General features: G+C 53.4%; 28 protein-coding genes. 8 read left to right on the top strand and 20 right to left on the bottom strand.

Annotated elements, in window-relative coordinates; translation table 11 throughout:
- Window positions 1-429: an EVE domain-containing protein gene (locus tag AYK82_RS06680; protein ID WP_068313061.1), complete on the top strand. Its 429-nt coding sequence runs from the start codon at window positions 1-3 to the stop codon at window positions 427-429.
- Between the two features lie 68 nt (window positions 430-497).
- On the opposite strand, the gene AYK82_RS06675 is transcribed toward AYK82_RS06680, so the two are convergent.
- The 5 genes from AYK82_RS06675 to AYK82_RS18480 all read right to left on the bottom strand — a co-directional run bounded on the left by AYK82_RS06675 (window position 498) and on the right by AYK82_RS18480 (window position 3,472).
- Window positions 498-830 (bottom strand): hypothetical protein, encoded by a 333-nt coding sequence (locus AYK82_RS06675; protein ID WP_068313058.1) that lies wholly within the window; start codon window positions 828-830, stop codon window positions 498-500.
- 99 nt (window positions 831-929) lie between these two features.
- Window positions 930-1,628: a TenA family protein gene (locus tag AYK82_RS06670; RefSeq protein WP_068313055.1), complete on the bottom strand. Its 699-nt coding sequence runs from the start codon at window positions 1,626-1,628 to the stop codon at window positions 930-932.
- A 96-nt stretch (window positions 1,629-1,724) separates the two neighbouring features.
- The gene (locus tag AYK82_RS06665; protein ID WP_068313052.1) at window positions 1,725-2,201 is read right to left on the bottom strand and encodes a GNAT family N-acetyltransferase; all 477 of its coding nucleotides are present in this window, start codon (window positions 2,199-2,201) and stop codon (window positions 1,725-1,727) included.
- A 4-nt stretch (window positions 2,202-2,205) separates the two neighbouring features.
- The gene (locus AYK82_RS06660) at window positions 2,206-3,237 is read right to left on the bottom strand and encodes an aspartate-semialdehyde dehydrogenase (RefSeq protein WP_068313050.1); all 1,032 of its coding nucleotides are present in this window, start codon (window positions 3,235-3,237) and stop codon (window positions 2,206-2,208) included.
- A 106-nt stretch (window positions 3,238-3,343) separates the two neighbouring features.
- A complete protein-coding gene (locus AYK82_RS18480) occupies window positions 3,344-3,472 on the bottom strand; it encodes a hypothetical protein (protein ID WP_279626418.1) in 129 nt (42 codons plus the stop codon).
- Between the two features lie 287 nt (window positions 3,473-3,759).
- Here AYK82_RS18480 and AYK82_RS06655 point away from each other — a divergent pair, with 287 nt between their 5' ends.
- Complete coding sequence (locus AYK82_RS06655; RefSeq protein WP_156453283.1) at window positions 3,760-4,257, top strand: hypothetical protein; 498 nt, start codon at window positions 3,760-3,762, stop codon at window positions 4,255-4,257.
- A 3-nt stretch (window positions 4,258-4,260) separates the two neighbouring features.
- Here the strand turns inward: AYK82_RS06655 and AYK82_RS06650 are convergent, their stop codons facing one another.
- The 4 genes from AYK82_RS06650 to AYK82_RS06635 all read right to left on the bottom strand — a co-directional run bounded on the left by AYK82_RS06650 (window position 4,261) and on the right by AYK82_RS06635 (window position 7,001).
- Window positions 4,261-4,782 carry a hypothetical protein gene (locus tag AYK82_RS06650; protein WP_068313044.1) on the bottom strand — a complete coding sequence of 174 codons (522 nt, stop codon included), beginning with the start codon at window positions 4,780-4,782 and terminating at the stop codon, window positions 4,261-4,263.
- A 52-nt stretch (window positions 4,783-4,834) separates the two neighbouring features.
- Window positions 4,835-5,257 carry a hypothetical protein gene (locus AYK82_RS06645; protein WP_068313041.1) on the bottom strand — a complete coding sequence of 141 codons (423 nt, stop codon included), beginning with the start codon at window positions 5,255-5,257 and terminating at the stop codon, window positions 4,835-4,837.
- Between the two features lie 150 nt (window positions 5,258-5,407).
- The gene (gene leuB, locus AYK82_RS06640) at window positions 5,408-6,517 is read right to left on the bottom strand and encodes a 3-isopropylmalate dehydrogenase (protein WP_068313038.1); all 1,110 of its coding nucleotides are present in this window, start codon (window positions 6,515-6,517) and stop codon (window positions 5,408-5,410) included.
- Window positions 6,518-6,605: 88 nt separating this feature from the next.
- Window positions 6,606-7,001, bottom strand: coding sequence for a VOC family protein (locus AYK82_RS06635; protein WP_068313032.1), 396 nt, complete (start codon window positions 6,999-7,001; stop codon window positions 6,606-6,608).
- 174 nt (window positions 7,002-7,175) lie between these two features.
- Here AYK82_RS06635 and AYK82_RS06630 point away from each other — a divergent pair, with 174 nt between their 5' ends.
- Window positions 7,176-8,123 (top strand): 3-hydroxyacyl-CoA dehydrogenase family protein, encoded by a 948-nt coding sequence (locus tag AYK82_RS06630; RefSeq protein ID WP_068313030.1) that lies wholly within the window; start codon window positions 7,176-7,178, stop codon window positions 8,121-8,123.
- A 47-nt stretch (window positions 8,124-8,170) separates the two neighbouring features.
- Here AYK82_RS06630 and AYK82_RS06625 read toward each other — a convergent pair whose 3' ends face one another.
- Both AYK82_RS06625 and AYK82_RS06620 read right to left on the bottom strand, forming a co-directional pair.
- Window positions 8,171-8,833 carry a carbonic anhydrase gene (locus AYK82_RS06625; RefSeq protein WP_068313027.1) on the bottom strand — a complete coding sequence of 221 codons (663 nt, stop codon included), beginning with the start codon at window positions 8,831-8,833 and terminating at the stop codon, window positions 8,171-8,173.
- A gap of 76 nt (window positions 8,834-8,909) precedes the next feature.
- On the bottom strand, window positions 8,910-9,305 hold the full coding sequence (locus tag AYK82_RS06620; protein ID WP_068313023.1) for a RidA family protein: 396 nt from the start codon (window positions 9,303-9,305) through the stop codon (window positions 8,910-8,912).
- Between the two features lie 165 nt (window positions 9,306-9,470).
- On the opposite strand from AYK82_RS06620, the gene AYK82_RS06615 reads away from it, so the two are divergent.
- Entirely contained in the window at window positions 9,471-10,544 is a 1,074-nt protein-coding gene (locus tag AYK82_RS06615) for a MaoC family dehydratase (RefSeq protein WP_068313016.1), read from the top strand.
- Between the two features lie 34 nt (window positions 10,545-10,578).
- On the opposite strand, the gene AYK82_RS06610 is transcribed toward AYK82_RS06615, so the two are convergent.
- The 6 genes from AYK82_RS06610 to AYK82_RS06585 form a co-directional block, all read right to left on the bottom strand.
- The gene (locus tag AYK82_RS06610; RefSeq protein ID WP_156453282.1) at window positions 10,579-11,409 is read right to left on the bottom strand and encodes a PaaX family transcriptional regulator; all 831 of its coding nucleotides are present in this window, start codon (window positions 11,407-11,409) and stop codon (window positions 10,579-10,581) included.
- Window positions 11,410-11,572: 163 nt separating this feature from the next.
- The gene (paaZ, locus tag AYK82_RS06605) at window positions 11,573-13,603 is read right to left on the bottom strand and encodes a phenylacetic acid degradation bifunctional protein PaaZ (RefSeq protein ID WP_208976431.1); all 2,031 of its coding nucleotides are present in this window, start codon (window positions 13,601-13,603) and stop codon (window positions 11,573-11,575) included.
- Between the two features lie 136 nt (window positions 13,604-13,739).
- A complete protein-coding gene (locus tag AYK82_RS06600; RefSeq protein WP_068313007.1) occupies window positions 13,740-15,053 on the bottom strand; it encodes a TRAP transporter large permease in 1,314 nt (437 codons plus the stop codon).
- 3 nt (window positions 15,054-15,056) lie between these two features.
- A complete protein-coding gene (locus AYK82_RS06595; RefSeq protein WP_068313004.1) occupies window positions 15,057-15,554 on the bottom strand; it encodes a TRAP transporter small permease in 498 nt (165 codons plus the stop codon).
- 72 nt (window positions 15,555-15,626) lie between these two features.
- Window positions 15,627-16,649 carry a TRAP transporter substrate-binding protein gene (locus tag AYK82_RS06590; RefSeq protein ID WP_068313001.1) on the bottom strand — a complete coding sequence of 341 codons (1,023 nt, stop codon included), beginning with the start codon at window positions 16,647-16,649 and terminating at the stop codon, window positions 15,627-15,629.
- A 37-nt stretch (window positions 16,650-16,686) separates the two neighbouring features.
- A complete protein-coding gene (locus tag AYK82_RS06585) occupies window positions 16,687-18,744 on the bottom strand; it encodes an FAD-dependent oxidoreductase (RefSeq protein ID WP_068312999.1) in 2,058 nt (685 codons plus the stop codon).
- Window positions 18,745-18,981: 237 nt separating this feature from the next.
- Here AYK82_RS06585 and paaG point away from each other — a divergent pair, with 237 nt between their 5' ends.
- Genes paaG through AYK82_RS06565 form a run of 4 tightly spaced genes read left to right on the top strand, consistent with a single transcriptional unit; the run spans window position 18,982 to window position 22,173 of the window.
- The gene (paaG, locus tag AYK82_RS06580; RefSeq protein WP_068312997.1) at window positions 18,982-19,770 is read left to right on the top strand and encodes a 2-(1,2-epoxy-1,2-dihydrophenyl)acetyl-CoA isomerase PaaG; all 789 of its coding nucleotides are present in this window, start codon (window positions 18,982-18,984) and stop codon (window positions 19,768-19,770) included.
- Between the two features lie 3 nt (window positions 19,771-19,773).
- Window positions 19,774-20,205, top strand: coding sequence for a hydroxyphenylacetyl-CoA thioesterase PaaI (gene paaI / locus AYK82_RS06575; RefSeq protein WP_068312994.1), 432 nt, complete (start codon window positions 19,774-19,776; stop codon window positions 20,203-20,205).
- Window positions 20,206-20,256: 51 nt separating this feature from the next.
- Complete coding sequence (gene paaK, locus AYK82_RS06570; RefSeq protein WP_068312989.1) at window positions 20,257-21,567, top strand: phenylacetate--CoA ligase PaaK; 1,311 nt, start codon at window positions 20,257-20,259, stop codon at window positions 21,565-21,567.
- Between the two features lie 3 nt (window positions 21,568-21,570).
- Window positions 21,571-22,173 (top strand): TetR/AcrR family transcriptional regulator, encoded by a 603-nt coding sequence (locus tag AYK82_RS06565; protein WP_068312987.1) that lies wholly within the window; start codon window positions 21,571-21,573, stop codon window positions 22,171-22,173.
- 140 nt (window positions 22,174-22,313) lie between these two features.
- On the opposite strand, the gene paaE is transcribed toward AYK82_RS06565, so the two are convergent.
- Genes paaE through paaC form a run of 3 tightly spaced genes read right to left on the bottom strand, consistent with a single transcriptional unit; the run spans window position 22,314 to window position 24,646 of the window.
- Complete coding sequence (gene paaE, locus AYK82_RS06560) at window positions 22,314-23,378, bottom strand: 1,2-phenylacetyl-CoA epoxidase subunit PaaE (protein WP_068312982.1); 1,065 nt, start codon at window positions 23,376-23,378, stop codon at window positions 22,314-22,316.
- Between the two features lie 9 nt (window positions 23,379-23,387).
- The gene (gene paaD / locus AYK82_RS06555) at window positions 23,388-23,873 is read right to left on the bottom strand and encodes a 1,2-phenylacetyl-CoA epoxidase subunit PaaD (protein ID WP_068312981.1); all 486 of its coding nucleotides are present in this window, start codon (window positions 23,871-23,873) and stop codon (window positions 23,388-23,390) included.
- A 5-nt stretch (window positions 23,874-23,878) separates the two neighbouring features.
- Window positions 23,879-24,646 (bottom strand): 1,2-phenylacetyl-CoA epoxidase subunit PaaC, encoded by a 768-nt coding sequence (gene paaC, locus AYK82_RS06550; RefSeq protein WP_068312980.1) that lies wholly within the window; start codon window positions 24,644-24,646, stop codon window positions 23,879-23,881.

The following is a 24,646-nucleotide window of genomic DNA, read 5'->3' as shown; positions in this document are numbered from 1 at the left end:
GTGCAATACTGGCTATTTAAGTCCGAGCCAAACAAATGGTCTTGGGAGCAGCAAAAAGCCAAAGGCGAGCAGGGTGAAGAGTGGGACGGCGTTCGCAATTATCAGGCGCGCAATTTCATGCGCACTATGCAAATAGGTGACCGCGGCTTCTTCTATCACTCAAACATCGGCAAGGAGGTTGTTGGCATCGTAGAAGTCTGCGCCCTCGCGCACCCCGATTCCACAACAGATGATCCCCGCTGGGAATGCGTCGATATCAAAGCCCGTCACGATTTGCCAAAGCCAGTAACACTCGCCGCTGTCAAAGCAGAAGAGAGCCTCGCAGACATGGCCCTCGTCACTTCCATGCGCTTGTCGGTTCAACCGGTCAAGCCAGAGGAGTGGGAAATAGTCTGCCGCATGGGCGGTCTTGATCCCGCCGATATCTGATAGGCAATAAAGCACTTGCTATTGGGCGCAGGGCAACACATGCTCCGCGCCCATTTTAATCTCTGTTTCTAAATCACACAGGTTATGGTGATATTTGTGCCATTGGCAGTGATCGAATAATAAGGGTTAGCGCCGCTTTGCGCCCAGCCACCTTTGTCCTGATCACCGCTTTGCCCCGCCGGATCGCTTGGAGTCGGTGCGCTATAGGTGAACTGCGTCACATTGCCATTCACGCAAACAGTTAAACTGCTTATCTTGTCCGTATCAAACGAGCAGCAATCCTGCGCCGTCCCCTTAGCTAGCGCCGGCACGTTCACATGCACATCACCAACAAGCAGCTGCCAGCTCTGTGGCGCAGTATCGCTCGACAGATTTTGAACCGTGAAGTTGTTAATCGCCATGGGCCCTCGTCATCAGCCAGAATAATCGCGCGGCACGCGCTTCATAGCTAATGACGCAAGCAGGCCCATGTTTGTGAAGGCGAGCACCTCCCACTCACGTTAAACACGCATGACGCTATCGAAGAACCCTTGCTCCAACTCGCACATGCGAACAAAGCGCTCGGCAACCTCTTTTTGACGCCGCTCCGTTAACTGCGCACCGTACGTGTCCATTTGCGAGCGCAGCCAACCAACAAAACCCTCAAACTCCGGTCCGCAGTGCAGATCAATCCATTCCGCAAAGTAGAATTGAGCAGGCCGCGGCTTCAGCCCCTCACGGCGTCCCCACTCCATATAAACCCACTCCGCACATAGAAGGCAGGCAAGCCCGTCTTCGTACTTTCCTTTGCCAGCCGCTGAGAGCAATGTGCCGGTAATTTTCCGCAGAACCTCGCCTTCTTGAGCAAGGCTGTATTGTGTCTCTTCAATACCCAGCGCCGCAAAAGAGCGAATAAAATAGTCGTTTTCAGCACTGGTCAATTGCGCAAGAAACGCAGCAAGCCGCTGTTTCGCTTCCATAGTTGGTGCCTGCGCTACGAGATAGCCAAGCGCGCTCGCCAAGTCTTTTACAAAAGCATAATCCTGCAGAAGATAGTCTTTAAAGGCAGCTTCATCCAGCGTCCCGTCACCAAGTGCGATCGTAAAAGCATGATGCGTCGCCCCATGCCATGCCTCCGGGCAACAGGACACCAGCCAGTCACTAAAGCCAAGCTCGCTATGCCGCGCCTTAAAAATCGCATAAGAAACATCAACAGCCATGCGCTACCTCCCACAAAATCCCGATATCTCAAGCCAGATACTCTCACCAAAGGCTATGAGGAGCCAGAGTATAACTACAGATTTACTGGAACATGACTATTTATCGCAGGTGCTCCGCAGTCCATTCCAGCAGAACATCTGGCAAGCACTCTTCATTGTTGCTTCCATCACTTCGGGATATCGCGGTAAATCCGTGGGCCTCATAGAATTGCAATGCAGCTTTGTTCTGCTCAAAGCAAAAAAGTCTAATCCGCCCTTGGCTTTGCTTTTTGCCCGCTCAATAAAGTAACTTCCAATTCCAAGCCTTACGAACTCAGGCGCTACATATAGCTGATCGAGCCGACTCTCCCTCAAAGCCATCATCCCTGCTAGTTGACCATCAATTTCGGCCACAGAAACGCAAGATTGCTTCCAAAGCACTTCTTGGAAAAAACAGAGATCTTGCGCAGCGGTGTAAAGACATGGAGCGAAAGGCAACAGTTCGTGTCGACTGCGCCGATAAAGCTTGGCAAGTGCAGTTAACTCATCAAAACGGGCAGCGCGCAAGACGGGGGTGGTCTGCGCGCCGCTCATAGTATTATGCGCCAGATTTTGGCTGAATGTACTTGCCGTTTACCAGCAGCTCGGCAATCTGCACGGTGTTAAGCGCCGCGCCCTTACGCAGATTGTCAGAAACCACCCACATGTTCAGGCCGTTCTCGACAGTGGCATCCTCGCGAATACGAGAGATGTAGGTTGCGTCTTCCCCTGCACATTCGTAAGGCGTGACATAGCCTCCATCTTCGCGCTTATCGACAACCAGACACCCAGGCGCTTCACGCAGCAGATCTTGCGCCTCTTCCGCGCTCAGAGGGCTTTCCAGCTCAAGGTTGACGCTTTCAGCATGACCGACGAACACCGGCACACGCACAGCTGTACAGGTCACCTTGATGGTTGGATCAAGCATCTTCTTGGTTTCAGCCAACACCTTCCATTCTTCTTTAGTGTAGCCATCTTCCATAAAGACATCGATATGCGGGATCACGTTAAAGGCAATGCGCTTGGTAAATTTGGCAGGCTCAATCGGATCGTTCACAAACACCGCACGAGTTTGATCAAACAGCTCTTCCATGGCCTCTTTACCACCACCTGATACGGACTGGTAGGTGGAGACAACCACGCGTTTAATGCCCGCCTTCTCATGGATAGGCTTCAGCGCCACAACCAGTTGTGCGGTAGAGCAATTCGGGTTGGCGATAATGTTTTTCTTGGTGAAATCGGCGACATCGTCTGCGTTCACTTCAGGAACGATCAGCGGCACATCCGCATCATAGCGCCACGCAGAAGAGTTATCGATAACCACACAACCGGCAGCACCAATCTTTGGTGCCCATTCCTTGGCAATCGTACCGCCAGCAGACATCAAGCAAATATCGGTATCGGAGAAATCATAGTTTTCAAGCGCCTGCACTTTCAGCGTCTTGTCACCATAAGAAACATCTTTACCTTGCGAGCGGCGTGAAGCCAACGGCACCACAACATCAGCAGGAAAGCCACGTTCCGCGAGAATGTCCAGCATCTCCCGGCCCACATTGCCTGTAGCCCCAGCAATCGCAACCTTAAAACCCATCGGTGTATCCTCTTCGTCTCCCCCGCGAGCTTCCGAGGGCTTCCGCACCCGGTTCGCTCTCTGGCGCCCTCCATCCCGGGGAGACGCGCGGGAAAGAGAGGCACCGTTAAACGGTGGTCTTTGTAATCGTAGTTGTTTTGGTGGTTGTTTTCGTCTGCATCTGCGCGAGCATAGCCATCCGGCCCGCAAAGGCGGCCATCTTTGGCGTGTTGTATGCTGCGTCAGCTAGGATCATGGCTGAGTGCTTCGTCCCGAAGTTGAAAACGCGTTAGTTCTGCCCTGCCTTGCGCGCCCTGTCAACCTTCTTATAAAGCGAGGCTCCAAGCCGTACGCACAGCAAAGACCGCACGATACCGCCAGTTTCTCCCCTTCGCGCAACGGCACTCCAATTACTTGCAGAAAACTCAATAAAATGCATCCTGCTCAACTATCGTTTGGATTACTCGCCAAAGCACCCAGCAGCGCCTTGCAATCGTCCACTGAAATTCCCATTGTGCTTGGAATTAACCGGAGTAAACAGCCGTGAATGCCCTCATGCCCTATGCAGCAGATTTGGCTGCTATGCTCGAAGCATCCCTTTTGCGCACGCTTTTTAGCCTCGCTCCATGGGCAGACACGGCGTTCGAACTTGCCGGTGTCTTCCTCGCTTGCATATTTCTAGGCAGCGCGACCGTACTTTCATTCCGCATGATGGGCTTTTGGCGCAACACCCAACTAGCTGAAATCGCGCGGGTCCTTTCCCGCAGCGCCCAGCTCTCCGGTGTCTTGCTCCTGTTTGTAACTCTGGTGCAACTCAGCCCGAACGCAAGCAAGCTCATAGCCCAACCGTTGCTCTGGATTGCAACCACAGCAACACTGCTTGGCTTTCTCAATGGCATCGCTTTACGCTTCGTAGGCGCATGGCGCTATATGGCAAATGTTGACTCGCGCGGCACTATTCGCCGTTTTAGATGGGCGGGTTTCGTCGGCCTTTTGTGTTGGACGGTGGCCGTGCTTTGTCGCCACCTCTTGCTTGCCTAAGCGCTAAAGCACTGGCCCGCACTTTTCCGGCACAGCCTGCTCCAAGGGCTTATCGCTTGGCTCCAACTTGCCTTTCTGCATGGCTATCGGGCTGTACGGTGGCGCAGTAATCATCCCTGGATTAGCCATATGCAGTTGGTAGCAGCCGCCATATACGCGTTTGCTGCCGTCGCTTAAAGTCGCCTCGATGGCGAGCGGCACGCTCCAATAAATTTGCCCGGCTCCCGGGCTGGGCAGTGCCGAGCCCGTCACCAGTCGCACCCTCACCGTGCTCGTATAGCCTTTTACCCATGCGTCAAAGTCTTTGGGCGCATAGTCACTCGCGTAATACCCATAGGCACGAGGGAACTGCCCAGTATTAATCGCATTATAAAAGCTGGTGAGGACATCCTGCGGCGTGCTGCGATTATCAATATACGGAATGAGTTGCCGATCCGCATCGGGAAACTCAAGCGCAAGAGTTGATAACGGAGCAACCGCAAATAACCCGGCAGTTAAAGCTATCAACGAACGACGACCCGCCAATACGAACACCTCCTAGCAAATGAAGAGGTGCTCACCCTGCCCCAGCGAGGTTTTATTGCAGTAAACCGCGCACATAAACTGCCAGATTGGTAAACGAACCGGCATCCAGCAAATGCACCGTTTGCTCTACCATCAGCTTTGTTCCGGTATCATCAAGTGTCCGCTTCGCGCTCATAATGCTCAGCCCCCCTTTCTTCGCTTCGCTATTCAGCGATGGGCCGGGTTGAAACTCAAGCGATAATGTATCGGCAAACGGATTTTCAGGCATTGGCCGATCAATCCCGTCAGCAATAGCGGAAAAATTCGCTTCTATAGTTTCACCGCTGCCCTCCACGGTTTTCATAAAGAAGCCAACCTCATCCCCACGCGCGACTATTTTAAGGCTCCCCCCCAGCGGGATCTCCCCTTGCTCATAGTCAGAAAGGTCAGGATCCAGTATCCAAGTACCCAGAAAAGGCTCCAACCGCGTGTCCATGCTTAAGCTCCGCATTTATCTAATCTTGAGCACCGCTTATGCCGGAGTGCAGCCGCGCGATCAAGCATTGCGACCATGCAAAACAGGCATCAAATAAAAAAGGGCGCCCCACAAGGAAGCGCCCCTCAAGTCTCTCATGTCCACACCATGTTAGGCGGCAAGTGCTTCCAGCTCTGCCAGAATAGCCTCGCCCATCTGCTCGGTAGACACGGTTGCCTCGCCTTCCTTGGCAATGTCTTTTGTTCGCATACCTTTGTCCAGTGCGTTAGAAACCGCTTTTTCTAAAAGATCCGCCTCAGCTATCATCTGGAAGGAGTAGCGCAGCGCCATGGCAAAGCTGGCAATCATGGCAATCGGGTTTGCCGCACCGGTGCCCGCAATATCAGGGGCAGAGCCATGCACAGGCTCATACATCGCTTTACGCTTACCGGTTTCTGCATCTGGTGCGCCCAAAGAAGCGGATGGCAGCATCCCCAGCGAACCTGTCAGCATCGCCGCGACATCAGACAGCATATCACCAAACAGGTTATCCGTTACAATCACGTCAAACTGCTTTGGTCGGCGAACCAGTTGCATACCGCCCGCATCTGCAAGCATATGCTCCAAAGTAACATCGGAGAACTTGGCTGCGTGGGTCGCGCTTACCACTTCGTTCCACAGCAAACCGGAAACCATCACATTGCGCTTTTCCATGGAGCAAACTTTGTTGTCACGGGTCCGCGCTAGATCAAATGCAACTTCGGCGATGCGCTCAATCTCGTAGGTATCATATACCTGCGTATCGACAGCGCGCTTCTGGCCGTTTTCCAGATCGGTGATTTCTTTTGGCTCGCCAAAATACACACCGCCGGTCAGCTCACGCACGATCAGGATATCTAGCCCTTCAATGAGCTCTTTCTTCAAAGAAGACGCATCCGCAAGGGCTGGATAACAGATCGCCGGACGCAAGTTCGCAAACAGGCCCAGATCTTTTCGCAAGCGCAGCAGGCCCGCTTCAGGACGGCAATCATAAGGAACGCTGTCCCATTTAGGTCCGCCTACAGCGCCAAAGATGATGGCATCTGCCGCTTGCGCCTTTGCCATATCCTCTTCGGAGATCGCAGTGCCATGCGCATCATACGCAGCGCCGCCAACAAGGCCTTCCTCAAACTCGAAGTTGGTTCCACGCGCATTAAACCACGCGATGACCTTCTTCACTTCCGCCATGATTTCTGGTCCGATGCCATCACCCGGCAAAAGAAGCAGCTTGTTGGTTGCCATTGCTCTCAAAGCTCCAAATGTTAAAATGAGTAGCCTGTTTTTGCCGTTTTAACGGCAGAAGAGCAAGGCGTTAGCGCGGTAATTGTCCTCAACGATAGCGCCCGTGCCGCTCAAGTATTTCAATCCGGTATCCATCCGGATCAGTGATGAAGAAGAATCGCGCCATCAAAACGCCCTCGCGGAAAAACTCTTTCACATCTTCCGGGGCGTAGCCCGCTGCTTCGAGGCGCACGTGCTCAGCTTTTGCATCTTCAACGCAAAACGCAACATGCCCATAACCATCCCCAAGCGTGTATGGCTCGGTGCGATCCTTGTTGATTGTCAGCTCTACTTCAAAATCCGCTCCTGCATTACGCAGATAAACCAGCGTAAACCCATCAAAATCGAACCGGTCTGCTACTTCAAGGCCAAGCGCCCCTTGGTAGAAGGCAAGCGAACGTGCCTCATTCAGCACCCGCACCATCATGTGAATAGCTTTTGCCATAACAATTCCTAGAATCCATTGTTAGTCATTGGAAAATCAGAGGTTCTTACCCACCCACAACCTATAGCATCGCGCGTGTATGTGACTATGACAAAAAGTCATAGGCCCGCACCATTACCCCCTTGCCTTATCATGCTAGGGTGCTCGCAAAATAACAAAAACGGTGAGTGCTTCATGATCAATAAACAACAACAAACCTGCACTGTTCTAGGCGCTGGCACCATGGGGTGTCAGATCGCATTTTCCCTTGCTGTTGCAGGATTTCCCACGCGCCTTTGGGCCAGACGCCGCGAAGCCTTAGCGCAGGCGCAAGAAACTCTCGCCACCTACTTCGAATTTTATGTGAGCCAAGGCCTCGCCGACGCCCCAGATAAACAGCAAGTCCTTGATTTGCTGAGCTACCATCACACAATGGAAAGCGCGCTAGATGGTTGTGATGTGGTAATAGAAGCCATCGCGGAAGACCTGCAACTAAAGCAATCACTGCTCGCCAATGCCGAACAACTCTGCCCCAAAAACGCGCTCATCAGCTCGACAACCTCGGCCCTGCGGGCGACTGACATTCAATCCGCTTTAACACGGCCGGAAAACTTCTGCGTTGCGCACTACATCCAGCCGGCGCACTTGATGGAAGTTGTCGAGGTCGTTCCCGGAGAAAAAACCGCAGAACAAACCACCAATCAACTCACAAAACTACTTGAAAACTGTGGCAAAGCCCCGGTCACCTGCCCCGATATCCCGGGGTTTCTCTTCGCCCGCATTCAACATGTTATCCTGCGCGAATTCGCGGATCTGCAAGCAAAGGGCCTTGTCTCCGCACAAGCCTGCGACACCATTATGCGCAAGGGTTACGCCGCACGCCTTCCCGCCATGGGCCCTTTTGAACACGCAGATTTAGCAGGGCTGGATTTGCTCAACAGCGATGGCGCAAAAGCTGTTTGGGCCGACCTGTGTAATCACTCAGACCCTGCGAACTCCTCTGTGGGCGCGCTTTATGCGCAAGGGCACACCGGCATGCGCTCCGGCCAAGGCTATTACAACTGGCAGGAACGAGATGCAGAAGCATTCAAGCAACACCGGGATAAAGTGATCGTTGAAAGTCTGAAAAAAGAAAAGCACTAGTTCAATCCGGCCTTGTTGTGAACTGGACAACAAGGCCGGAACATCAATTACACAGAGGCATCAACTTCCTGCGCTTGCACCGCGCTAAAGATCCGCGTTTCAGGGTCCATCACCCTGAGCTCACCGCTGCCGATATCAAACCAAGCGCCATGCAAATTCAATGTTCCATTGTTGATCGCTTCTTCAACAAACGGGAATGTCCGGAGATTCTTCAGACTTTGGCGCACACCGGCATATTCCAACCCCAACTGCGGGTCGGTGTTTGGCTCCACCGGGTCGCAAGCGAGCGCAATAGCCGCTGGTTCAAGGATTTTGATCCACGGGCCAACAAACTGCCCAACCTCATCAACCTTGCCCCCATTTACTCGAAATGCCTGCACACCGCCGCACTTGCAGTGACCCAAAACGACAATATGCTCCACCTTCAAGCTTTGCACAGCATATTCTATAGCCGCACTGGTTCCATGGGTGCCAAGGTCATTCTCAAAAGGCGGTACAAGGTTCGCAACGTTACGAATTACAAAAAGCTCACCCGGGCCACAATTAAAAATGGCTTCCGGCGTCACGCGGCTGTCGCAACAGGAAATCACCAGAACTTTGGGCTTCTGGCCATAGATCGCCAGATTCTCGTAGTCCTCTTTGAAATCCTGATACATACGGCTACGGTACCGGCTGAACCCCTGCACCAGACTTTCAGGAAAAGCACCCATAGATCACCTCTTTCTTACTCACGGCAACTTATCTATGTATTTTTGCGTATAAAACAAGGCCTAGGTTTGTTTTTTGCTAGTTATCTATCTCGTCCAGTTGTGCCGTAACCTCTATCTCAATCTTCATTTCAGGCTTAATCAAATCACATAGAATCATCGTTGCCGCAGGCCGGACCTCGCCAAAATACTGCCCGAGCACCGCAAAAACCGGTTCAACATAGGCCCGATCCGTAACATAATATCGCGCCCGCACCACTTGGTCGAACCGCGCTCCTGCCTCAGCTAGCGCCGCCTTGATAGTCTCAAGAGTGTTCACGGTCTGCTCTGCAACATCCTCGGGCATAGTCATGGTCGCATAGTCATAGCCTGTCGTTCCAGATACATGCACCAAAGCCCCTTGCTTAACAGCGCGCGAATAACCTGCCGTTTTTTCAAAAGGTGAGCCAGAAGAAATCAATTGCCTATCAGTCATAATAGTCTCCTAAGATCAGCCCATATTGCATGACTTAATCTGTTTGCCCAAACGAGTTTTTCTCAAATAGCATTAGGCTATCAACGCTGCCCCCTGCAAATTGGCTATTGCACCGCACAATAAACCTGCCACACTTCCGCTAAACCTGAGGAGCTTTGCACCGGCATGTCGACAAAAAACCAAACCCTTCAGAAATCATCGGCAGGAAACTACTTTGAGGATTTCGAATTTGGCCAGTACATAGAACATGCAACACCACGAACCCTGACAGAGGCAGACCTCGCCATCTACACAGCGTTATATGGCGGACGGTTTGCACCTCATAGCGCGCACTCCTTCGCGCGTTCCATTGGCTATGTGCACCAGCCGCTGGACGACCTTCTTGTCTTTCATTGCATCTTCGGCAAGTCCGTTCCAGATATCTCGCTGAACGCAGTTGCTAATCTTGGCTATGCCAATCTGCGTTTTCATGCACCCGTATATGCTGGCGATAGTCTTACTGCATCCTCTACAATCATAGGGCTAAAAGAAAATAGCAATGGCAAAACAGGCATCGTCTATGTCACCACCCGCGGCCAAAAAGAAAATGGCGAGCTTGTCTTAGAGTTTAGCCGTTGGGTCATGGTCAAAAAACGGGAGGCCGCCTCCGCCACCCCAGCGCCAGTACTGCCAGACATGCCCAGCCATGTTGCCCCTGCTGATTTGTGTAAGCAAATTCCGCCATGTCCTGCTCAAAGCTGGAGTCCGGCTCTCTCTGGGTCTTCGTTCACCGCAGCAGATTACGCCATAGGGGAAATTATCGAGCACATTGATGGCACTACGATCGAAGAAGCTGAGCACCAGCTCGCCACACGCCTTTACCAGAACACCGCAGCCGTGCACTTCAATGCCCAGCTTGCAAAAAGCAGCAAGCATGGCAAGCGTTTGATTTATGGCGGACATATTATCTCGATCGCCCGCTCTCTGTCATTCAATGGCCTACAAAACGCGTGGCACATCTGCGCAATCAATTCAGGACGTCACGTTAGCCCGGCCTTCGCTGGCGATACAATTTTCGCGTCATCCCAAGTTCTAGATATTCAAAGCCTGCCAGATCGGACCGATCTTACCGCTCTACGCTTGCGCACCTTGGCCACCAAGGATGTGCCTGTTGACAACCTCGATTTTTCAGAGAGCAACGCAGGTTACACGCCAAATGTTCTGCTCGATCTGGATTACTGGGTGGCGATGCCAGCCTAAAACCAATAGCGAAGCATCGTATAGCGCTGAAAACTCACGGACTATCAATAACCTCTTTAAGCCACGCTTCGCTATGCTCTTTCAGCAACTGATAGGCTTCATGGAAAAGTATGCGACACTCTTCTCCACACCAACCCTCGGGGAAAAAATGGAGTGGCAGGTCGGCGTGTCGTAGCAGCAAACGGCGCCAGCGATGCACTAGCAGCACCCTAATTGCACATGCCTGCAGGGGGCTTAGCGCATACAGCTCACCTTTTTCTCTTTTTAGCCGCTCAAGCACGCTTAAGAATAATTCGTAGGCTTCGCACAGAGCCGCCGGGCCGCATTTGTCCCGCACCCACTCGGGGACCACATCAGGAGCCCCCTTGAATAGCAGCGCTTTATTGCTGGCTTCTAGGGGCAAATCTTCCACACCGAGAAAGGTACGGTTATCTAATTGCACATAACCAGCTTGCTCGCATATTGCCTTCTGCGAGGCGAGTTGCAGTTGATCACTCGGGCCGTAAACGACCCACTGCCATCCATCCGTAATCTCACAGGCTGTTTCTGCATAAATGCGCTTACTTGCCTGCACGAACAACTCTGCACCTGAAGGCAGCAGGCGGTAAAAGCTTGCGCGCCCATCGCGTCGTCGTGAAATCCAACCATCTTTTGCAAGCCGGGAGATGGCAACACGATAAGCTTCAGGTTTGATCCCTATCTCGCGTGTTATTGCAGAGAGTGCCACACTGGAAACCTCACCACCACGCGGCAAGACAACATCGCCAAAAATCGTGATGATCACCGACCAAACACGCAGAGGTTCCTCAGCAACAAGCGCATTATAAGACGAGAATAGATTTGTCAGTTCTTCTTGATTGCCCATAAATGCAGTATATGGAAAGCCCCCGACACAACAACCAAATTTTCGCTGGTTTAAAGGCAGCGGTAAGCGCAAAAAATGCGAGATGGCCCCGCCAAAGCGAAGGCCATCATCATTTTTTGCAGTCACCCAGACTGAGGCGATACCGCCAGTTTACGCAATGTTATTAGCTGCTAGAATATGCATTCATTGTCAAAAGTTCATATTCTGCGACCTGCTCGTCATCCTGATTATACAATGTCACATTCCAGCGAACTTCCCCATACTCATCTGTTCGCTTTGTCTTCCGTTTCACCGTAAGACGCGCGCGCAAACTGTCACCAGCTTCAACCGGCTTTTGGAAGCTCAAGCTATTCAGGCCAGTGTTTGCCAAAACGGGCCCTGGATTTGGCTCGACAAACAAACCTGCTGCAAAAGAAAGCAGCAGATACCCATGTGCGACCCGGCCAGGGAAAAACGGGTTTGCCTTAGCCGCTTCCTCATCCATATGTGCGTAGAAAGTATCGCCTGTGAAGGTCGCAAAGTGCTCGATGTCTTCCAAGCTTATCACGCGTCTATCCGTATACGTCGTCTCCCCCGGCCGAAGCTCATCAAAACTGCGGGTGAAGGGGTGGGCGTCCTCTTTTATCTCTTTAGCGCCGCTTATCCAAGTTTCACCAACAGCGGATAAAATATCCGGGCTGCCCTGCACTGCTGTGCGCTGCATGTAGTGCATGACCCCGCGCACACCGCCAAGCTCTTCACCGCCCCCGGCACGCCCGGGGCCGCCATGCACCATATGTGGCAAAGGAGACCCATGGCCCGTGCTTTCCTTCATGCTGTCACGGTTGTTGAAGTAAAGCCGTCCGTGAAATGCACCGGCCTCCATTGCCAGTTTACGCGCGACTTCCCCGTCATGGGTAAACACGGAGGCCACCAGACTACCACCACCCAGTTTTGCCAGTTGCGCCGCTTGCGACACATCGCTGTAGCCCAGAATCGTTGAGACCGGGCCAAATGCCTCGACGCGGTGCACCACATCCGCTGCGAACGGGTCCGCACAGCGCAGCAGCATGGGCGGTAGAAAAGCGCCCTTGTCTACATCCGCACCTTCCACGCTAAAACCATCCAGCGCACCACAAATTTGCACTGTCTCTTTGCGCAGCATCTCCACCTTGGACAGCACATCTCGCCGTTGCGCTTGCGAAACCAGTGCACCCATGCGCACCGTATCTAGGCGAGGATCTCCAACCACCACTTTGTCAAGACGGGCCTTAATCGCCGCCTCAACGTCACCAAGCAAGGCTTGCGGCACAATCATCCGCCGGATGGCTGTGCATTTCTGCCCCGCCTTCACTGTCATCTCTCGTGTCGCCTCTTTGACAAAGAGATCAAATTCTGCGGAGCCAACCAGCGCATCCGGCCCCAGAATTGCGGCATTCAAACTGTCCTGCTCGGCAACAAATCGCACAGAGTTCCGCAGTAGATTGGGCGTCTGCCGCAGCATCAACGCAGTATCCGCAGAGCCCGTAAAGCTCACAACATCCTGACAACCCAGCCGCTCGAGCAAATCTCCGGTTCCACCAGTGATCAGCTGCAATGAACCTGCCGGAAAAATGTTGCTCTCTATCATCAAACGGAAACAGGCCTCCGTCACATACGATGTCGCAGTGGCTGGCTTCACAATCGCAGGCACACCCGCAAGCAGCGTAGGCGCCAGCTTTTCCAGCATCCCCCAAACGGGAAAGTTAAACGCATTGATGTGGACGGCAACACCTTGCAGGGGCGTAGAAATATGCTGGCCCAGAAAGCTGCCAGAGCGTGAAAGCTGCTCCACATCGCCATCAAGATAAACGGTCGCATCGGGGAGTTCGCGCCGCCCTTTAGAAGCATAGACAAACACCGTGCCAATGCCGCCATCAATATCTACCATCGCATCAGCTTTGGTGGCACCCGTATGGTAAGAGAGCTCGTAGAGCTGCTCTTTATGTGCACTCAAATACTGGGCAAGGGCTTTCAGCTTGCGTGCTCTATCATGAAATGTCATTGCCCGCAGCGCAGGACCGCCCACATCCCGCGCAAACGAGAGCATCTGCTCCATATCAAGCGAGCTGCTCCCTGCTCTGGCGATTTCATCCCCCGTTACCGCATCATAAACACTACGGGCACTCCCGTCCGGGCCAACCCATTTGCCAGCAGCAAAACTCTGTAAATCCATCATGGCTTATGCTCTCCTGAAGCATCCTATGAGCTGAAGTCTGTAAAGTTCTTGCCCTCGCAGAAGGTACAGCTCACCCGTTTCCTTCGGCCCCCAAAGACTGCAGAAGGATCAAAAAATTTGTTTTTTCAGTTCGTTACATTTGGTTCGGTAAGAACAAAGTGATTGCAGGAATTCCGACCAGCAGCGCAAGGCGTATCAGATCCGCTACCCAAAACGGCGTCACCCCTTTAAAGATCGTGGCCGTAGATACATTTCCAACCACTCCCTTTAGAATAAACACGTTAAGTCCAACCGGCGGCGTAATCAGACTAATCTCAGTCACCACCACAACAACAATGCCAAACCAAATTGCGTCAAAGCCGAGCGATGTCACAACCGGAAAAAATATCGGCACTGTTAACAGCAACATTGAAAGACTCTCGAACACGCAACCAAGCAAAATGTAGATGCCAATGATCATCAGCATCACCACCCAAGGTGAGACCGAGTAAGCAGTCACCAACTCAATAAGCGCCTGAGGCAGTCCGGCAAGATTGATAAAATTGGAAAAGATCTGCGCCCCGATCAGCACCGCAAACAATGCAGCTGCGGTAAAGCAAGTTTCCTTCAGCACATCCATAATGTCGCCAAACCCGAGGTTTCCGCGGGCAAACGCGATCAAAAACGCTCCCATCGCCCCCATGCCAGCCGCCTCGGTCGGCGAGAATGTCAGGTTCAGCGGCGCAAAATCAAACATGCCGTAAAGCCCGCCGATCACAAGGAAGAACAATAGCAATACTGCCCAAACATCCCGCAGAGCACCCAGCCGCTCCGCCCAGCTTGCGCGCGCACCCGCCGGTCCAGCTTCGGGATTGCGGAAAACCGTCCAGCGAACAGCAAATAGATAGAACAAAATGCCGATAATGCCGGGCACCACACCCGCAATGAACAGTTTGCCAATAGATGTTTCAGTCAGCAAACCATAAAGCACAAGAATAACCGATGGAGGAATGAGAATGCCAAGCGTGCCACCTGCAGCAATTGAAGCCGTTGATAGCGAGTCCGCGTAGTTGTAGCGGCGCATTTCTGGCATGGCTACTTTGGACATTGTTGCGGCAGTTGCAAGGGAAGAGCCGCAAATAGCGGAAAAGCCGCCACACGCCACCACTGTTGCCATTGCCAGCCCGCCGCGCATATGCCCCAAAAAGGCGTTGGATGCGGCGTAAAGCTCACGGCTCAGCCCGCCTTTATTGACAAACAACCCCATAAGAATGAACAGCGGCACAACCGAAAGGCCATAGTCTTGCGCCGTATCCATAGTCTGGCGCCCAACCATCGACAAGGTACCGCGCATGCCGCGCTCTTCCATATAGCCAAGCGTTCCCACAATCCCCATGGCAAACACAATCGGCACCCGCAGCAGCACCAACAATAACACTGCGGCAAACCCAATAAGAGCAGCAGTCATTTCCTACCTCACCAGCCCAGCAGCCCGGGCAAGATAGCCAAGCCCCTGCATAATCATCGCAGCAGCGGTCAAAGCCACCATCGCGCAAATAAACCAACCCACCAAGTACACAGGTATCCCGACATACTCGGTCACATCACCGTAATCCCGGGCGCGTTCTGCCAGCACCCATAGCCGCATAACAGGCCAATAAAGCAGCCCACCGCAGATGAGTGAAATCAAGCCATCACGCCATACATGCAAGCGCAAACGTAAGAACAAGCCATCCAGCAAATCCACGTTGATATGCCCCCCACGAACGGAGATCAGCGGCAAAACCGAAAACACCAGAACCGCCATCAAAATGCGGGTAAGCTCTGTTGCTGGCTCGAACGGCGCGTTAAAAAGCGAGCGCATAATCACATCAAAGAAGGTCATGAGCATCAACGCAAACAGCGCAGCAGATGCCACCCACACGGGCAGGACACTGAGCCGGTCCATCAGGCGATAAAAACTAGTCATTCGTGTTCCCGAAAGATTATCAAAGAAGTGGCAGCCCCTCACTGCCACTTCGTTTTTCACAAGCAAGCAAGACTAGAACTTAGCCATTTCCTGCTTGATCATTTCATGGGCATTGATGGAATCAACACCTTGCTCTTTCAGCTCCAGCAATACTTTGTCGATCACTTGGCCTCGGATCTTGTCAAAGGCAGCCATGTCCGCGACAGAAGCAGCGGTGATAGTGTTATCTTCGGTTTTCAGCGTTGCCTCACGCCCGATGGTGTCAATCTCATCCCAGATCTTACCAAGTTCGCGGCTCAGCGGCTCACCAAACACTTTCTCTTCTAACGCTTTTTGCAAGTCAGCAGGTAGATCCGCGAATGTGTCTTCGTTCATGATGTAAGCAAAAGAGCCACGGTACAAACCGCCGGGAATTTCAAAAGTGTGCGGCGCAACCTCTGTCAGCTTAAAGCCGACACGGCTTTCCATTGGCATCACAACTCCATCCGCGGCATTAGAGGCCAGTGTCTCGTATACCTTAGGCGCAGGCACTGCAATGCCGGTCGCTCCGAGCGCCTTGCCAACATCACCGCCAACACCGCCAGGTACCCGCAGCTTCAGGCCCGCAATGTCACCAAGACCAGAAACCTTGCTTACGCTATATAGTTGCGCCGGACCATGCGTATGCAATGCAAGCAGTTTAACGCCGCGGTGCTCTTTGGCTTTGGCAAGATACTTCTCGTAGACACGCCAATATGCTGTTGACGCAGCCTCCGCCGAACCGGAGTAACCCGGCAGCTCAATCAGCTTGGTGGTGTTGAAGCGACCCGGCTGATACCCATGGAAAATCACGGAAACATCAACAGCTCCATCCATCACCATGTCCATTTGCGCCGGTGGAGGCGCGAGGCCAAGCTTCAGCTCACCAGTCACCCGGCCATCAGTCGCCTCCTCCACCATCTCGATGAATTTCGGGAACATTTTAGCATTCAGCCCGTGTGTGGGTGGCCCCCAGCCGGAAATCTGCAAAGTGTATTCCGCAGCCAGCGCACTTGCACCGGAAACTGCAAGTGAAACACCGGCCAACAGGCCAATCATTCTTCCTTTAAACGCCATAGTCTCCTCCCTAATAAATGACCTAGAGCAACAACTCTTAAAGCGCCAATGCCTTTGCAATGCGCCAAGAGTTCGGGCTTTGAGCGGCAACTGCCTCCATGTGTCTGGACACATCCTCCAACCCGATCTCCCGTGCATATGCCATCGGCCCGCCCCTCCAGCGGGGGAAGCCATAGCCATGCACCTGCACCAAATCCACATCCTCTGCGGAGCTGGCAATTCCCTCTTCAATGATCAAAAAGCCCTCATTGATCAGCACCGCCATAATGCGGGCCACAATGTCTTCAGTGGTAAAGGTGTGGCGAACCACGCTGTTGCGGCGCCCCCAATCCAATATCATGTTCTCCACTTCCGGATCCGCCAGCGGCGCACGTTCTCCTTCGCGATACTGGTACCAGCCCCGGCTACTTCGCTGACCGAAATGTTCGCGGGCGCAAAGCAAATCACCAAATGGAATGTATCTTTCATTCGGGCTGCGCGTTTCCGCCTGCCGCTGCCTGTTAGCCCAAGCGATCTGCAAGCCGGTCAAGTCCTGCAGCTCGTACGGCCCCATCGGCAGACCGAACCCACGCATCGCCGCATCAATTTGTTCAGGCAGGCAACCATCGGCGAGCAAATAGTCAGCCTGCCGGCGGTAAGCAGCGAGCATCCTGTTCCCGATGAAGCCGTCGCATATTCCGCAAGCAACACTCACCTTGCCAAGTCGCTTGCCAAGCGCAAAACCAGCTGCCAACACCGCATCACTCGTGGTTGGCAAACGGACAATTTCAAGCAGCTTCATGATATGCGCTGGAGAGAAGAAATGTAGGCCAATGCAGCGCTCTGGCCACGTCACTCCCTCAAAAATCAAGATAGGATCTAGGTAGGAGGTGTTGGTCGCCAAGATCGCATCTTTGCGCACAACATTATCAAGCGCACGAAACACGTCTCGCTTTACATCTAGGTCTTCAAATACCGCCTCAATCGCCAAATCCACATCAGCGCACTGCGCATAATCAGCGGTAGCCAGAAAACGTTGCAAAGCACTTTCAACTGCCTCGATGCTCATCTTGCCGCGCGAAAGCGCCCCATCTAATAACCCTTTCAGCCGCTCCTTGGCAGAGTGAGCCGCAGCATCATCTCGCTCAACCATGATGACATCGCAGCCAGCAGCAAGCAGCGCCATCGCGATCCCACAGCCCATCAGGCCACCACCGACAACGGCCACTTTCTGGATATGGGGAGCAGAAACCCCCTTCAAGATTCGGGGCTTAGCTGCTGCCCGCTCCGCAAAAAACAAGTGGCGCAGACCACGGGATTCTGCGCTGTCTCTCAGGGCCAAGTGCAACGCCCGCTCGCGCGGTTGCCCTTCGCTAAAAGGCATCTCGCTCGCCCATTTTACAGCTTCAAGATTATGCAGTGGAGCAGCAGCGCCCTTGGCCTGCTTGCGCACCAGACCCTCCAACTTCTCGTAGGATTGCTGGGGAAACTGCGGCAAGTCTCGCTGCGAAAGCGCTTGTGGTCGCTCTGGCAAATTTGCAACGAACTGCGAAACAGCCTCGTCTAGAGCCCCTTTAGTAACAACAAGATCAAGCCCGCCGAGGTCCAGCAGCTCCTCAGCACTCAGCTGTTTGCCCAATGCACAAAGCTGCACAGCCTGTTCAGCGCCAATCAAACGCGGCAGGCGCTGCGTGCCACCAGCGCCGGGAATTAGTCCCAGCCGAACCTCGGGAAGGCCAAAGCGCGTTCCAGATACCGCAACCCGGTAAGCACAGCACATGGCCAGCTCAAAGCCCCCCCCAAGCACCGTGCCATGCAGGACCGCCACGAACGGCACCCGCGAGGCTTCCACAGCCGCCAAGACATCTGGCAAGTGTGGCTCTGGCGCCGGGCCATCAAACTCGGAGATATCGCCGCCAGCCATAAAAGTACGCCCGGCACAGCTCAATACAGCAGCATGAACTCCGCCGCGTGCGTTCACGACCTCAACCGCCTTTAAAAGACCGGCACGCACAGCCTGAGAACTGGCGTTCACAGGGGGATTATCAATCCGCACCTGTGCGATATCGCCTTCAAAGCTTACCCGAACGGGCCCTTCATTCTCAAAGCTAGACATTCCAACCAGTCCTGTTTTGCTCATCATTCATCAAAGCTCAGTAAAATATCAGAGGTCAAATTAACAGGTTAAATTCTTCTCGTAACCCTAACCATTGGAACTATTGACCATCCGGTCGGTTTATGCAAGCCTTGTCTGGAGTATTTCTAAATTTTGCCAAACCGCGTGTTTCCCTAGAGTTTTAAAAGGGAAATTCCTCTGGACGGTGCGCGAACCACGAAAACAAGGGCTCTTAAGATGTCGCAGACCATTCTCACAAGCCGACAAGAGGCATGGGTGAAAATCACCTTGAACCGCCCAGATCGCCTAAACTCTTTCAATGAGGAAATGCACCTAGCTTTCCGTGATGCGCTGACAAACGCTGCGAATGACGCATCTTGCCGCGCCGTGCTCATCACCGGTTCGGGTCGGGGGTTTTGTGCCGGGCAGGACTTGGGAGATCGTGACCCGACAAAGATGAAAGATAAGCCAGACCTAGGCGCCACCCTCCAGAACTTCTACAACCCGAACATCACCCTCATCCGTGAAATGGAAAAGCCGGTCATCTGTGCGGTTAATGGGGTCGCCGCAGGCGCCGGAGCTAACCTCGCCCTGGCTTGCGATGTCACCTTTGCCGCGACTTCGGCAAAATTCATCGAATCATTTGCAAATGTCGGTTTGGTGCCGGACGCAGGAGGCACCTGGACATTACCTCACCTGATCGGCGCTCAGCGGGCAAAAGCAATTGCCATGACGGCGATGCCGATCACCGCCGCACAGGCAGAAAGCTGGGGCATGATCTGGCAGGCATTGGCCGATGAAGACATGCCAGCGGCAGCAGAAGAATTCACCGCGCGCATTGCTAGTGGGCCAACAACAGGCTTCGCTCTGACAAAAGCCGCTATGAACGCCGCACCGAACAACACCTTTGCACAGCAATTGCAGCTAGAAGCCGAATACCAGCGAAAAGCTGGCCATAGCGCCGATTATGCCGAGGGCGTGACCGCTTTTCTACAAAAGCGCAAACCAGCATTCACCGGAGCATAGGCTATGAGCGACGCTGCACAGATTCGCGCACAAAAATCAGCAGACGCAATGTGGGCCGGCGACGCCGCCTCACAGAACATGGGCATGCGCATTGAAAACATAGCGCCGGGCAAGGCGGTCCTAAGCCTAAGAGTTCAGCAGGAACACAGTAATGGGCACGGCATCTGCCATGGCGGAATTATCTTTTCACTCGCCGATAGCGCATTTGCATTTGCCTGCAACAGCTACAACGAACAAGTCGTCGGCCAACACGCCACGATTTCCTACATCAGGCCTGCCAAGATAGGCGACACGTTGATCGCAACTGCGCTGGAACTATCCAAAACCGGAAGAAGCGGCATCTACGACGTAACTGTAACCCGCAAGGACGGCGAGACAATCGCAGAATTTCGCGGATTTTCTCGCGTTGTACCGGGCCAGCATTTCTCAGAATAAGTAGAGAGCCGGTAGATGAGGGAGCAACATCTACCGCATTGGGAGGGAACCATGAAAGACTTAACACCACGCCGCGAAGATCTTGATCCGATCGAAATCGCTTCGCGTGATGAAATCAGTGCACTTCAACTTGAGCGCATGAAAAAAACGCTCAAACATGCCTACGACAATGTACCATTTTATAAACAGCGCTTTGATGAAGCAGGCGTCCATCCAGATGATCTGACATCACTAAAAGACCTTGCCAAATTCCCCTTCACTTACAAACAGGATCTGCGCAACAACTATCCTTTTGGCTTGTTTGCGGTTCCGCGTGAGCAAATCGCACGCTTACACGGTTCTTCCGGCACCACCGGCAAACCAACCGTAGTGGGATACACCAAGAATGACCTTGATGTATGGGCCACAGTCGTCGCACGCTCCTTACGCGCTTCTGGCACACGCCCGGGCGATATTGTGCATAATGCCTATGGATATGGTCTGTTCACTGGTGGCCTTGGTGCCCATGCCGGCGCAGAAAAGCTGGGCTGTACGGTTGTTCCTGTTTCGGGCGGCATGACCTCTCGCCAAGTCCTGCTTATTGAAGACTTCAAGCCAACCACCATCATGGTAACCCCCTCCTATATGCTGAACATCTTGGAGGAGTATCAGCGCGAAGGCCTTGACCCGCGCAAATCATCGCTTCAGGTCGGTGTTTTCGGCGCCGAACCATGGACAAACGCAATGCGCAAAGAAGTCGAAGATGCCTTCGATATGCACGCGGTAGATATTTATGGCCTTTCGGAAGTCATCGGCCCGGGTGTTGCAAACGAATGTGTCGAAACCAAAGATGGCCTGCACATCTGGGAGGATCATTTCTACCCGGAAATCATTAATCCGGAGACAGGCGAGGTATGCGAGGAAGGTGAGCTCGGTGAGTTGGTCTTTACCTCTTTGACAAAAGAGGCCCTGCCGATTATCCGCTATCGTACCCGCGATCTAACGCGCCTCCTCCCCGGCACGGCCCGCTCCATGCGCCGTATGGAGAAAATCACTGGCCGTTCCGACGATATGATTATCTTGCGCGGGGTCAATGTTTTCCCAACTCAAATCGAAGAGCAGTTGCTGGCTACCGATGGCCTCTCGCCGCACTTCCAGATTGAACTGTTTAAAAAAGGGCGCATGGATGGTATGCGCATCCATGTTGAAGCAATGCCAGATACCGCCGGTGAAGATGCGCGCAACATGGCTGCCCACCACTTTTCAAAACGGATCAAAGATACTGTTGGCATCAGCGCGCAAGTCATAGTAGCAGAACCTGGAAGCGTCGAGCGCTCCCAAGGTAAAGCTAAGCGCGTTGTCGATAATCGCGCCGGAGACTAACAATTGGCAAGAACGATCGCAAAAGATCACGATGATAAGCGCAAGCAAATTCAGGATGCTGCGGCCAAATTCTTTGCTGAAACAGGATTTGACCGCGCCTCCATGAGTCAGCTTGCCAAAAGCTGCGGTATCTCTAAGGCAGCCATCTACCACTATTACGAGAGCAAGGACGCCTTGCTCTTCGATATTCTTGACAGCTACCTGAAAGCGCTCCGCGACAGGATTACTTCAATCCAGCGCGGGGAACTTGAGCCTGAGGCCTACCTCCGCAATGTGCTCACAGAAATCCTGCAGGCCTACCGAGGTGCTGACCATCAGCACCGCGTGCAAATCGATGCCATGTCGTATCTGCCAGAGGAGCAACAAGCACTGCTGCGCAGCTACCAACGGGAACTGGTCACAGTGGTTTCCGATAGCCTGATGGAGTTGGCACCGGCAGCATTGAAAGCCAACCCTCGCAAGGTAAAAGCAACCACAATGTCGGTTTTTGGTATGTTGAACTGGTTCTATATGTGGAATGGCGATGACCGCGAAGCAGCACGTGCGGAATACGCTGAACTCGTCTCAGACATCCTTACAAAGGGCCTTGCAGGCATCAAAGCCTAGAGCATAATAGTCCCGACAAAAGAAAGGCGCTCTCCTCTTTCAAGGTGCAGCGCCTTTTAGTGAGGCAGCCTCGTTGGCAATTGGGAAACAACGAAGCCGGAGGAACCTAATGGCGGTCGGGCGCCGAAGCGCCCACCACCTTATTGATCAAAATCGATTACCACGCGCTCGGAGATCGGGTAGCACTGACAGGAAAGCACATAACCGGCCTCCACCTCATAGTCCTCCAGTGCGTAGTTGGCGACCATTTCAGTCTCCCCCTCCAGCACCTTCGCCTTACAGGTTGAACAGACGCCCCCTTTGCAGGAATAAGGCACATCCATATCTGCCGCCAACGCCGCCTCGAGCATCGAAACGCCCTGCCGCGCCATGGTAACAGTGCGCGCTGTCCCATCCAGCTTTATGGTCGCCTCGCAGCCCTGTGCCTCGGAAGCGGAATCTGTTGGCCTTGGCGTTGCGGTTGCAGCGGTGCCAAACAGCTCAAACTTAATGTCCTCACGGGCCATGCCTTGTTTTTGCAGTGCTTCATTCACCATATGCATCACCGGCTCAGGACCGCAGATAAAGGCAGTATCAGCCGCTTTCACATCCACCCAATGCGCAAATAGCTCCTCCAGTTTTTCTGGAGAAAGGCGGCCGGTAAACAAATCAATTTCCTGTGCATCAGCCTTGAGCACATGAATGAGGGTAAACCGGCCCATATAGGTGTTTTTGAGATCCTCAAGCTCCTCTCGGAACATAATCGACCCGACAGAGCGATTGGCATACACCAGCGTAAACTCGCTCTCCGGCTCGCGCGCAAGCGTACTCTTTACGATCGACAGGATCGGCGTAATGCCAGAGCCAACTGCAAAGCCCAAATAGCTTTTGACGTTATCAGGCTGCAATTCGGTATAAAACCGGCCCTCCGGCGCCATAGCCTCCAGGGTGTCACCCGCCTTCAACTCATCATTCGCAAAGCTGGAAAAGACCCCGCCTGGAACTTTCTTCACGCCAATTTGTAAAACGCCATCGTCAACACCGGAGCAAATCGAATAGGAGCGACGCACTTCTTCCCCGCCAATGCTTTGACGAAAGGTAAGGTACTGCCCCTGCTTGAAGGCAAAGTCCTGCGCTTCTCTCGCCTGCGGCTGCAATGTAACCACCACGGCATCGCGGGTGGTCTTTTCAACTGCGGTTACGTTCAACCGATGAAATCTAGCCATGGTTTCACCCTAGATACATTTGAAATAGTCAAAAGGTTCAAGACAGCTCAGGCAGCGCCAGCTCGCTTTACAGGGCGTGGAACCAAACTGGCTGACCAACTCTAACTGCGCAGAACCGCACTGGGGGCAAGCCTTGGGTTTCCCGCTGGCTTGCGGCGGGGCAATTCCATAAGCTGCCAGTTTTTTGCGTCCGCTTTTGGAAATCCATTCGCTAGACCATGGCGGCGAAAGCACCGCCTCGACACGAAAAGCGCTCAACCCCTTCTCGCGCAGCTTGGCTGCCACATCTTCGTGAATTATCCGCGTTGCCGGACAACCTGAATATGTCGGCGATACCGCGACCACCAACTCCCCACCTTGCGCCTCAATCGAGCGAATAACCCCAAGATCAACAAGGCTCAGTACCGGTATCTCCGGATCAGGAACCTCTTCCAGCCATTGCCAGACATTCTGCAAATCCGGCTCGCTTACTGCTTGCTGCTTGCGCTCTGTCATCACCGTCACCAAGTCGCGCCGGGATAGGCCCGCTGCAAAAACTGCATCTCTGCGAGAATAAAGCCAAGGTGCTCGCTATGGGTTCCCCGTTTACCACCTTTCTGGAAATAACCGCTTTCCGGCACCTCCAGACACGCCTTGCCAAGCAGTGGCAACATCAGTTCGTCCCACGCGGTCTTGAGCGAGCTTGGCTGTGGTGCGATACCCGCATCAGCAAGCACCGCGTCCTCAGCCTCGTCAAGGAACATCTCCCCCACATAGGGCCAGAGATCCTCAAGTGCGGCTTGCATTCGCTGATGGCTTTCTTGCGAACCATCCCCAAGACGAACAACCAGATCGCTCGAACGCTCCAAGTGGTAAGAGACTTCCTTTGCCACCTTTTGCGCAATCTCTCGAACACGTTCATTCTTCGAAATGGCAAGCTGCTCCAGCATGACGCTCTGAAAGCCATCAAACAAGAACTGTCGCATCAGCGTCTTGCCAAAATCGCCGTTTGGCTGCTCCACCAGCAAAAGATTGCGAAAATCGAAGGCATCACGCAGATACGCAAAATCGTCGGCGCTGCGCCCCTTTCCTTCGATTTCGCCAGCAAGCCCAAGCCAGAGTTGGGTTTGACCGATCAAATCCAGCGACATATTCGCCAAGGCGATATCTTCTTCCAGCACAGGCGCATGGCCGCACCACTCAGAAACCCGGTGCCCGAGCACCAGCGTATTATCGCCCATTCGGCAAAGGAACTCGAATAAGGCCTTATCCATTGTTGCAGCACTCAT

Origin of the sequence: Polycladidibacter hongkongensis (assembly GCF_001561995.1) — a bacterium.
Classification (GTDB): domain Bacteria; phylum Pseudomonadota; class Alphaproteobacteria; order Rhizobiales; family Stappiaceae; genus Pseudovibrio; species Pseudovibrio hongkongensis.
The sequence above is the reverse complement of the archived record's forward strand: the minus strand, read 5'-3'. Positions and strand labels throughout refer to the sequence as shown.

What these genes read in the sequence shown, in the direction of transcription:
- AYK82_RS06675 (WP_068313058.1), bottom strand. Translation starts at nt 830, where the DNA reads ATGGCGATTAACAACTTCACGGTTCAAAATCTGTCGAGCGATACTGCG.
- AYK82_RS06670 (WP_068313055.1), bottom strand. Translation starts at nt 1,628, where the DNA reads ATGGCTGTTGATGTTTCTTATGCGATTTTTAAGGCGCGGCATAGCGAG.
- AYK82_RS06665 (WP_068313052.1), bottom strand. Translation starts at nt 2,201, where the DNA reads ATGAGCGGCGCGCAGACCACCCCCGTCTTGCGCGCTGCCCGTTTTGAT.
- AYK82_RS06660 (WP_068313050.1), bottom strand. Translation starts at nt 3,237, where the DNA reads ATGGGTTTTAAGGTTGCGATTGCTGGGGCTACAGGCAATGTGGGCCGG.
- AYK82_RS18480 (WP_279626418.1), bottom strand. Translation starts at nt 3,472, where the DNA reads ATGATCCTAGCTGACGCAGCATACAACACGCCAAAGATGGCCGCCTTT.
- AYK82_RS06645 (WP_068313041.1), bottom strand. Translation starts at nt 5,257, where the DNA reads ATGGACACGCGGTTGGAGCCTTTTCTGGGTACTTGGATACTGGATCCT.
- leuB (WP_068313038.1), bottom strand. Translation starts at nt 6,517, where the DNA reads ATGGCAACCAACAAGCTGCTTCTTTTGCCGGGTGATGGCATCGGACCA.
- AYK82_RS06635 (WP_068313032.1), bottom strand. Translation starts at nt 7,001, where the DNA reads ATGGCAAAAGCTATTCACATGATGGTGCGGGTGCTGAATGAGGCACGT.
- AYK82_RS06630 (WP_068313030.1), top strand. Translation starts at nt 7,176, where the DNA reads ATGATCAATAAACAACAACAAACCTGCACTGTTCTAGGCGCTGGCACC.
- AYK82_RS06625 (WP_068313027.1), bottom strand. Translation starts at nt 8,833, where the DNA reads ATGGGTGCTTTTCCTGAAAGTCTGGTGCAGGGGTTCAGCCGGTACCGT.
- AYK82_RS06620 (WP_068313023.1), bottom strand. Translation starts at nt 9,305, where the DNA reads ATGACTGATAGGCAATTGATTTCTTCTGGCTCACCTTTTGAAAAAACG.
- AYK82_RS06615 (WP_068313016.1), top strand. Translation starts at nt 9,471, where the DNA reads ATGTCGACAAAAAACCAAACCCTTCAGAAATCATCGGCAGGAAACTAC.
- AYK82_RS06610 (WP_156453282.1), bottom strand. Translation starts at nt 11,409, where the DNA reads ATGGGCAATCAAGAAGAACTGACAAATCTATTCTCGTCTTATAATGCG.
- paaZ (WP_208976431.1), bottom strand. Translation starts at nt 13,603, where the DNA reads ATGGATTTACAGAGTTTTGCTGCTGGCAAATGGGTTGGCCCGGACGGG.
- AYK82_RS06600 (WP_068313007.1), bottom strand. Translation starts at nt 15,053, where the DNA reads ATGACTGCTGCTCTTATTGGGTTTGCCGCAGTGTTATTGTTGGTGCTG.
- AYK82_RS06595 (WP_068313004.1), bottom strand. Translation starts at nt 15,554, where the DNA reads ATGACTAGTTTTTATCGCCTGATGGACCGGCTCAGTGTCCTGCCCGTG.
- AYK82_RS06590 (WP_068313001.1), bottom strand. Translation starts at nt 16,649, where the DNA reads ATGGCGTTTAAAGGAAGAATGATTGGCCTGTTGGCCGGTGTTTCACTT.
- AYK82_RS06585 (WP_068312999.1), bottom strand. Translation starts at nt 18,744, where the DNA reads ATGTCTAGCTTTGAGAATGAAGGGCCCGTTCGGGTAAGCTTTGAAGGC.
- paaG (WP_068312997.1), top strand. Translation starts at nt 18,982, where the DNA reads ATGTCGCAGACCATTCTCACAAGCCGACAAGAGGCATGGGTGAAAATC.
- paaI (WP_068312994.1), top strand. Translation starts at nt 19,774, where the DNA reads ATGAGCGACGCTGCACAGATTCGCGCACAAAAATCAGCAGACGCAATG.
- paaK (WP_068312989.1), top strand. Translation starts at nt 20,257, where the DNA reads ATGAAAGACTTAACACCACGCCGCGAAGATCTTGATCCGATCGAAATC.
- paaE (WP_068312982.1), bottom strand. Translation starts at nt 23,378, where the DNA reads ATGGCTAGATTTCATCGGTTGAACGTAACCGCAGTTGAAAAGACCACC.
- paaD (WP_068312981.1), bottom strand. Translation starts at nt 23,873, where the DNA reads ATGACAGAGCGCAAGCAGCAAGCAGTAAGCGAGCCGGATTTGCAGAAT.
- paaC (WP_068312980.1), bottom strand. Translation starts at nt 24,646, where the DNA reads ATGAGTGCTGCAACAATGGATAAGGCCTTATTCGAGTTCCTTTGCCGA.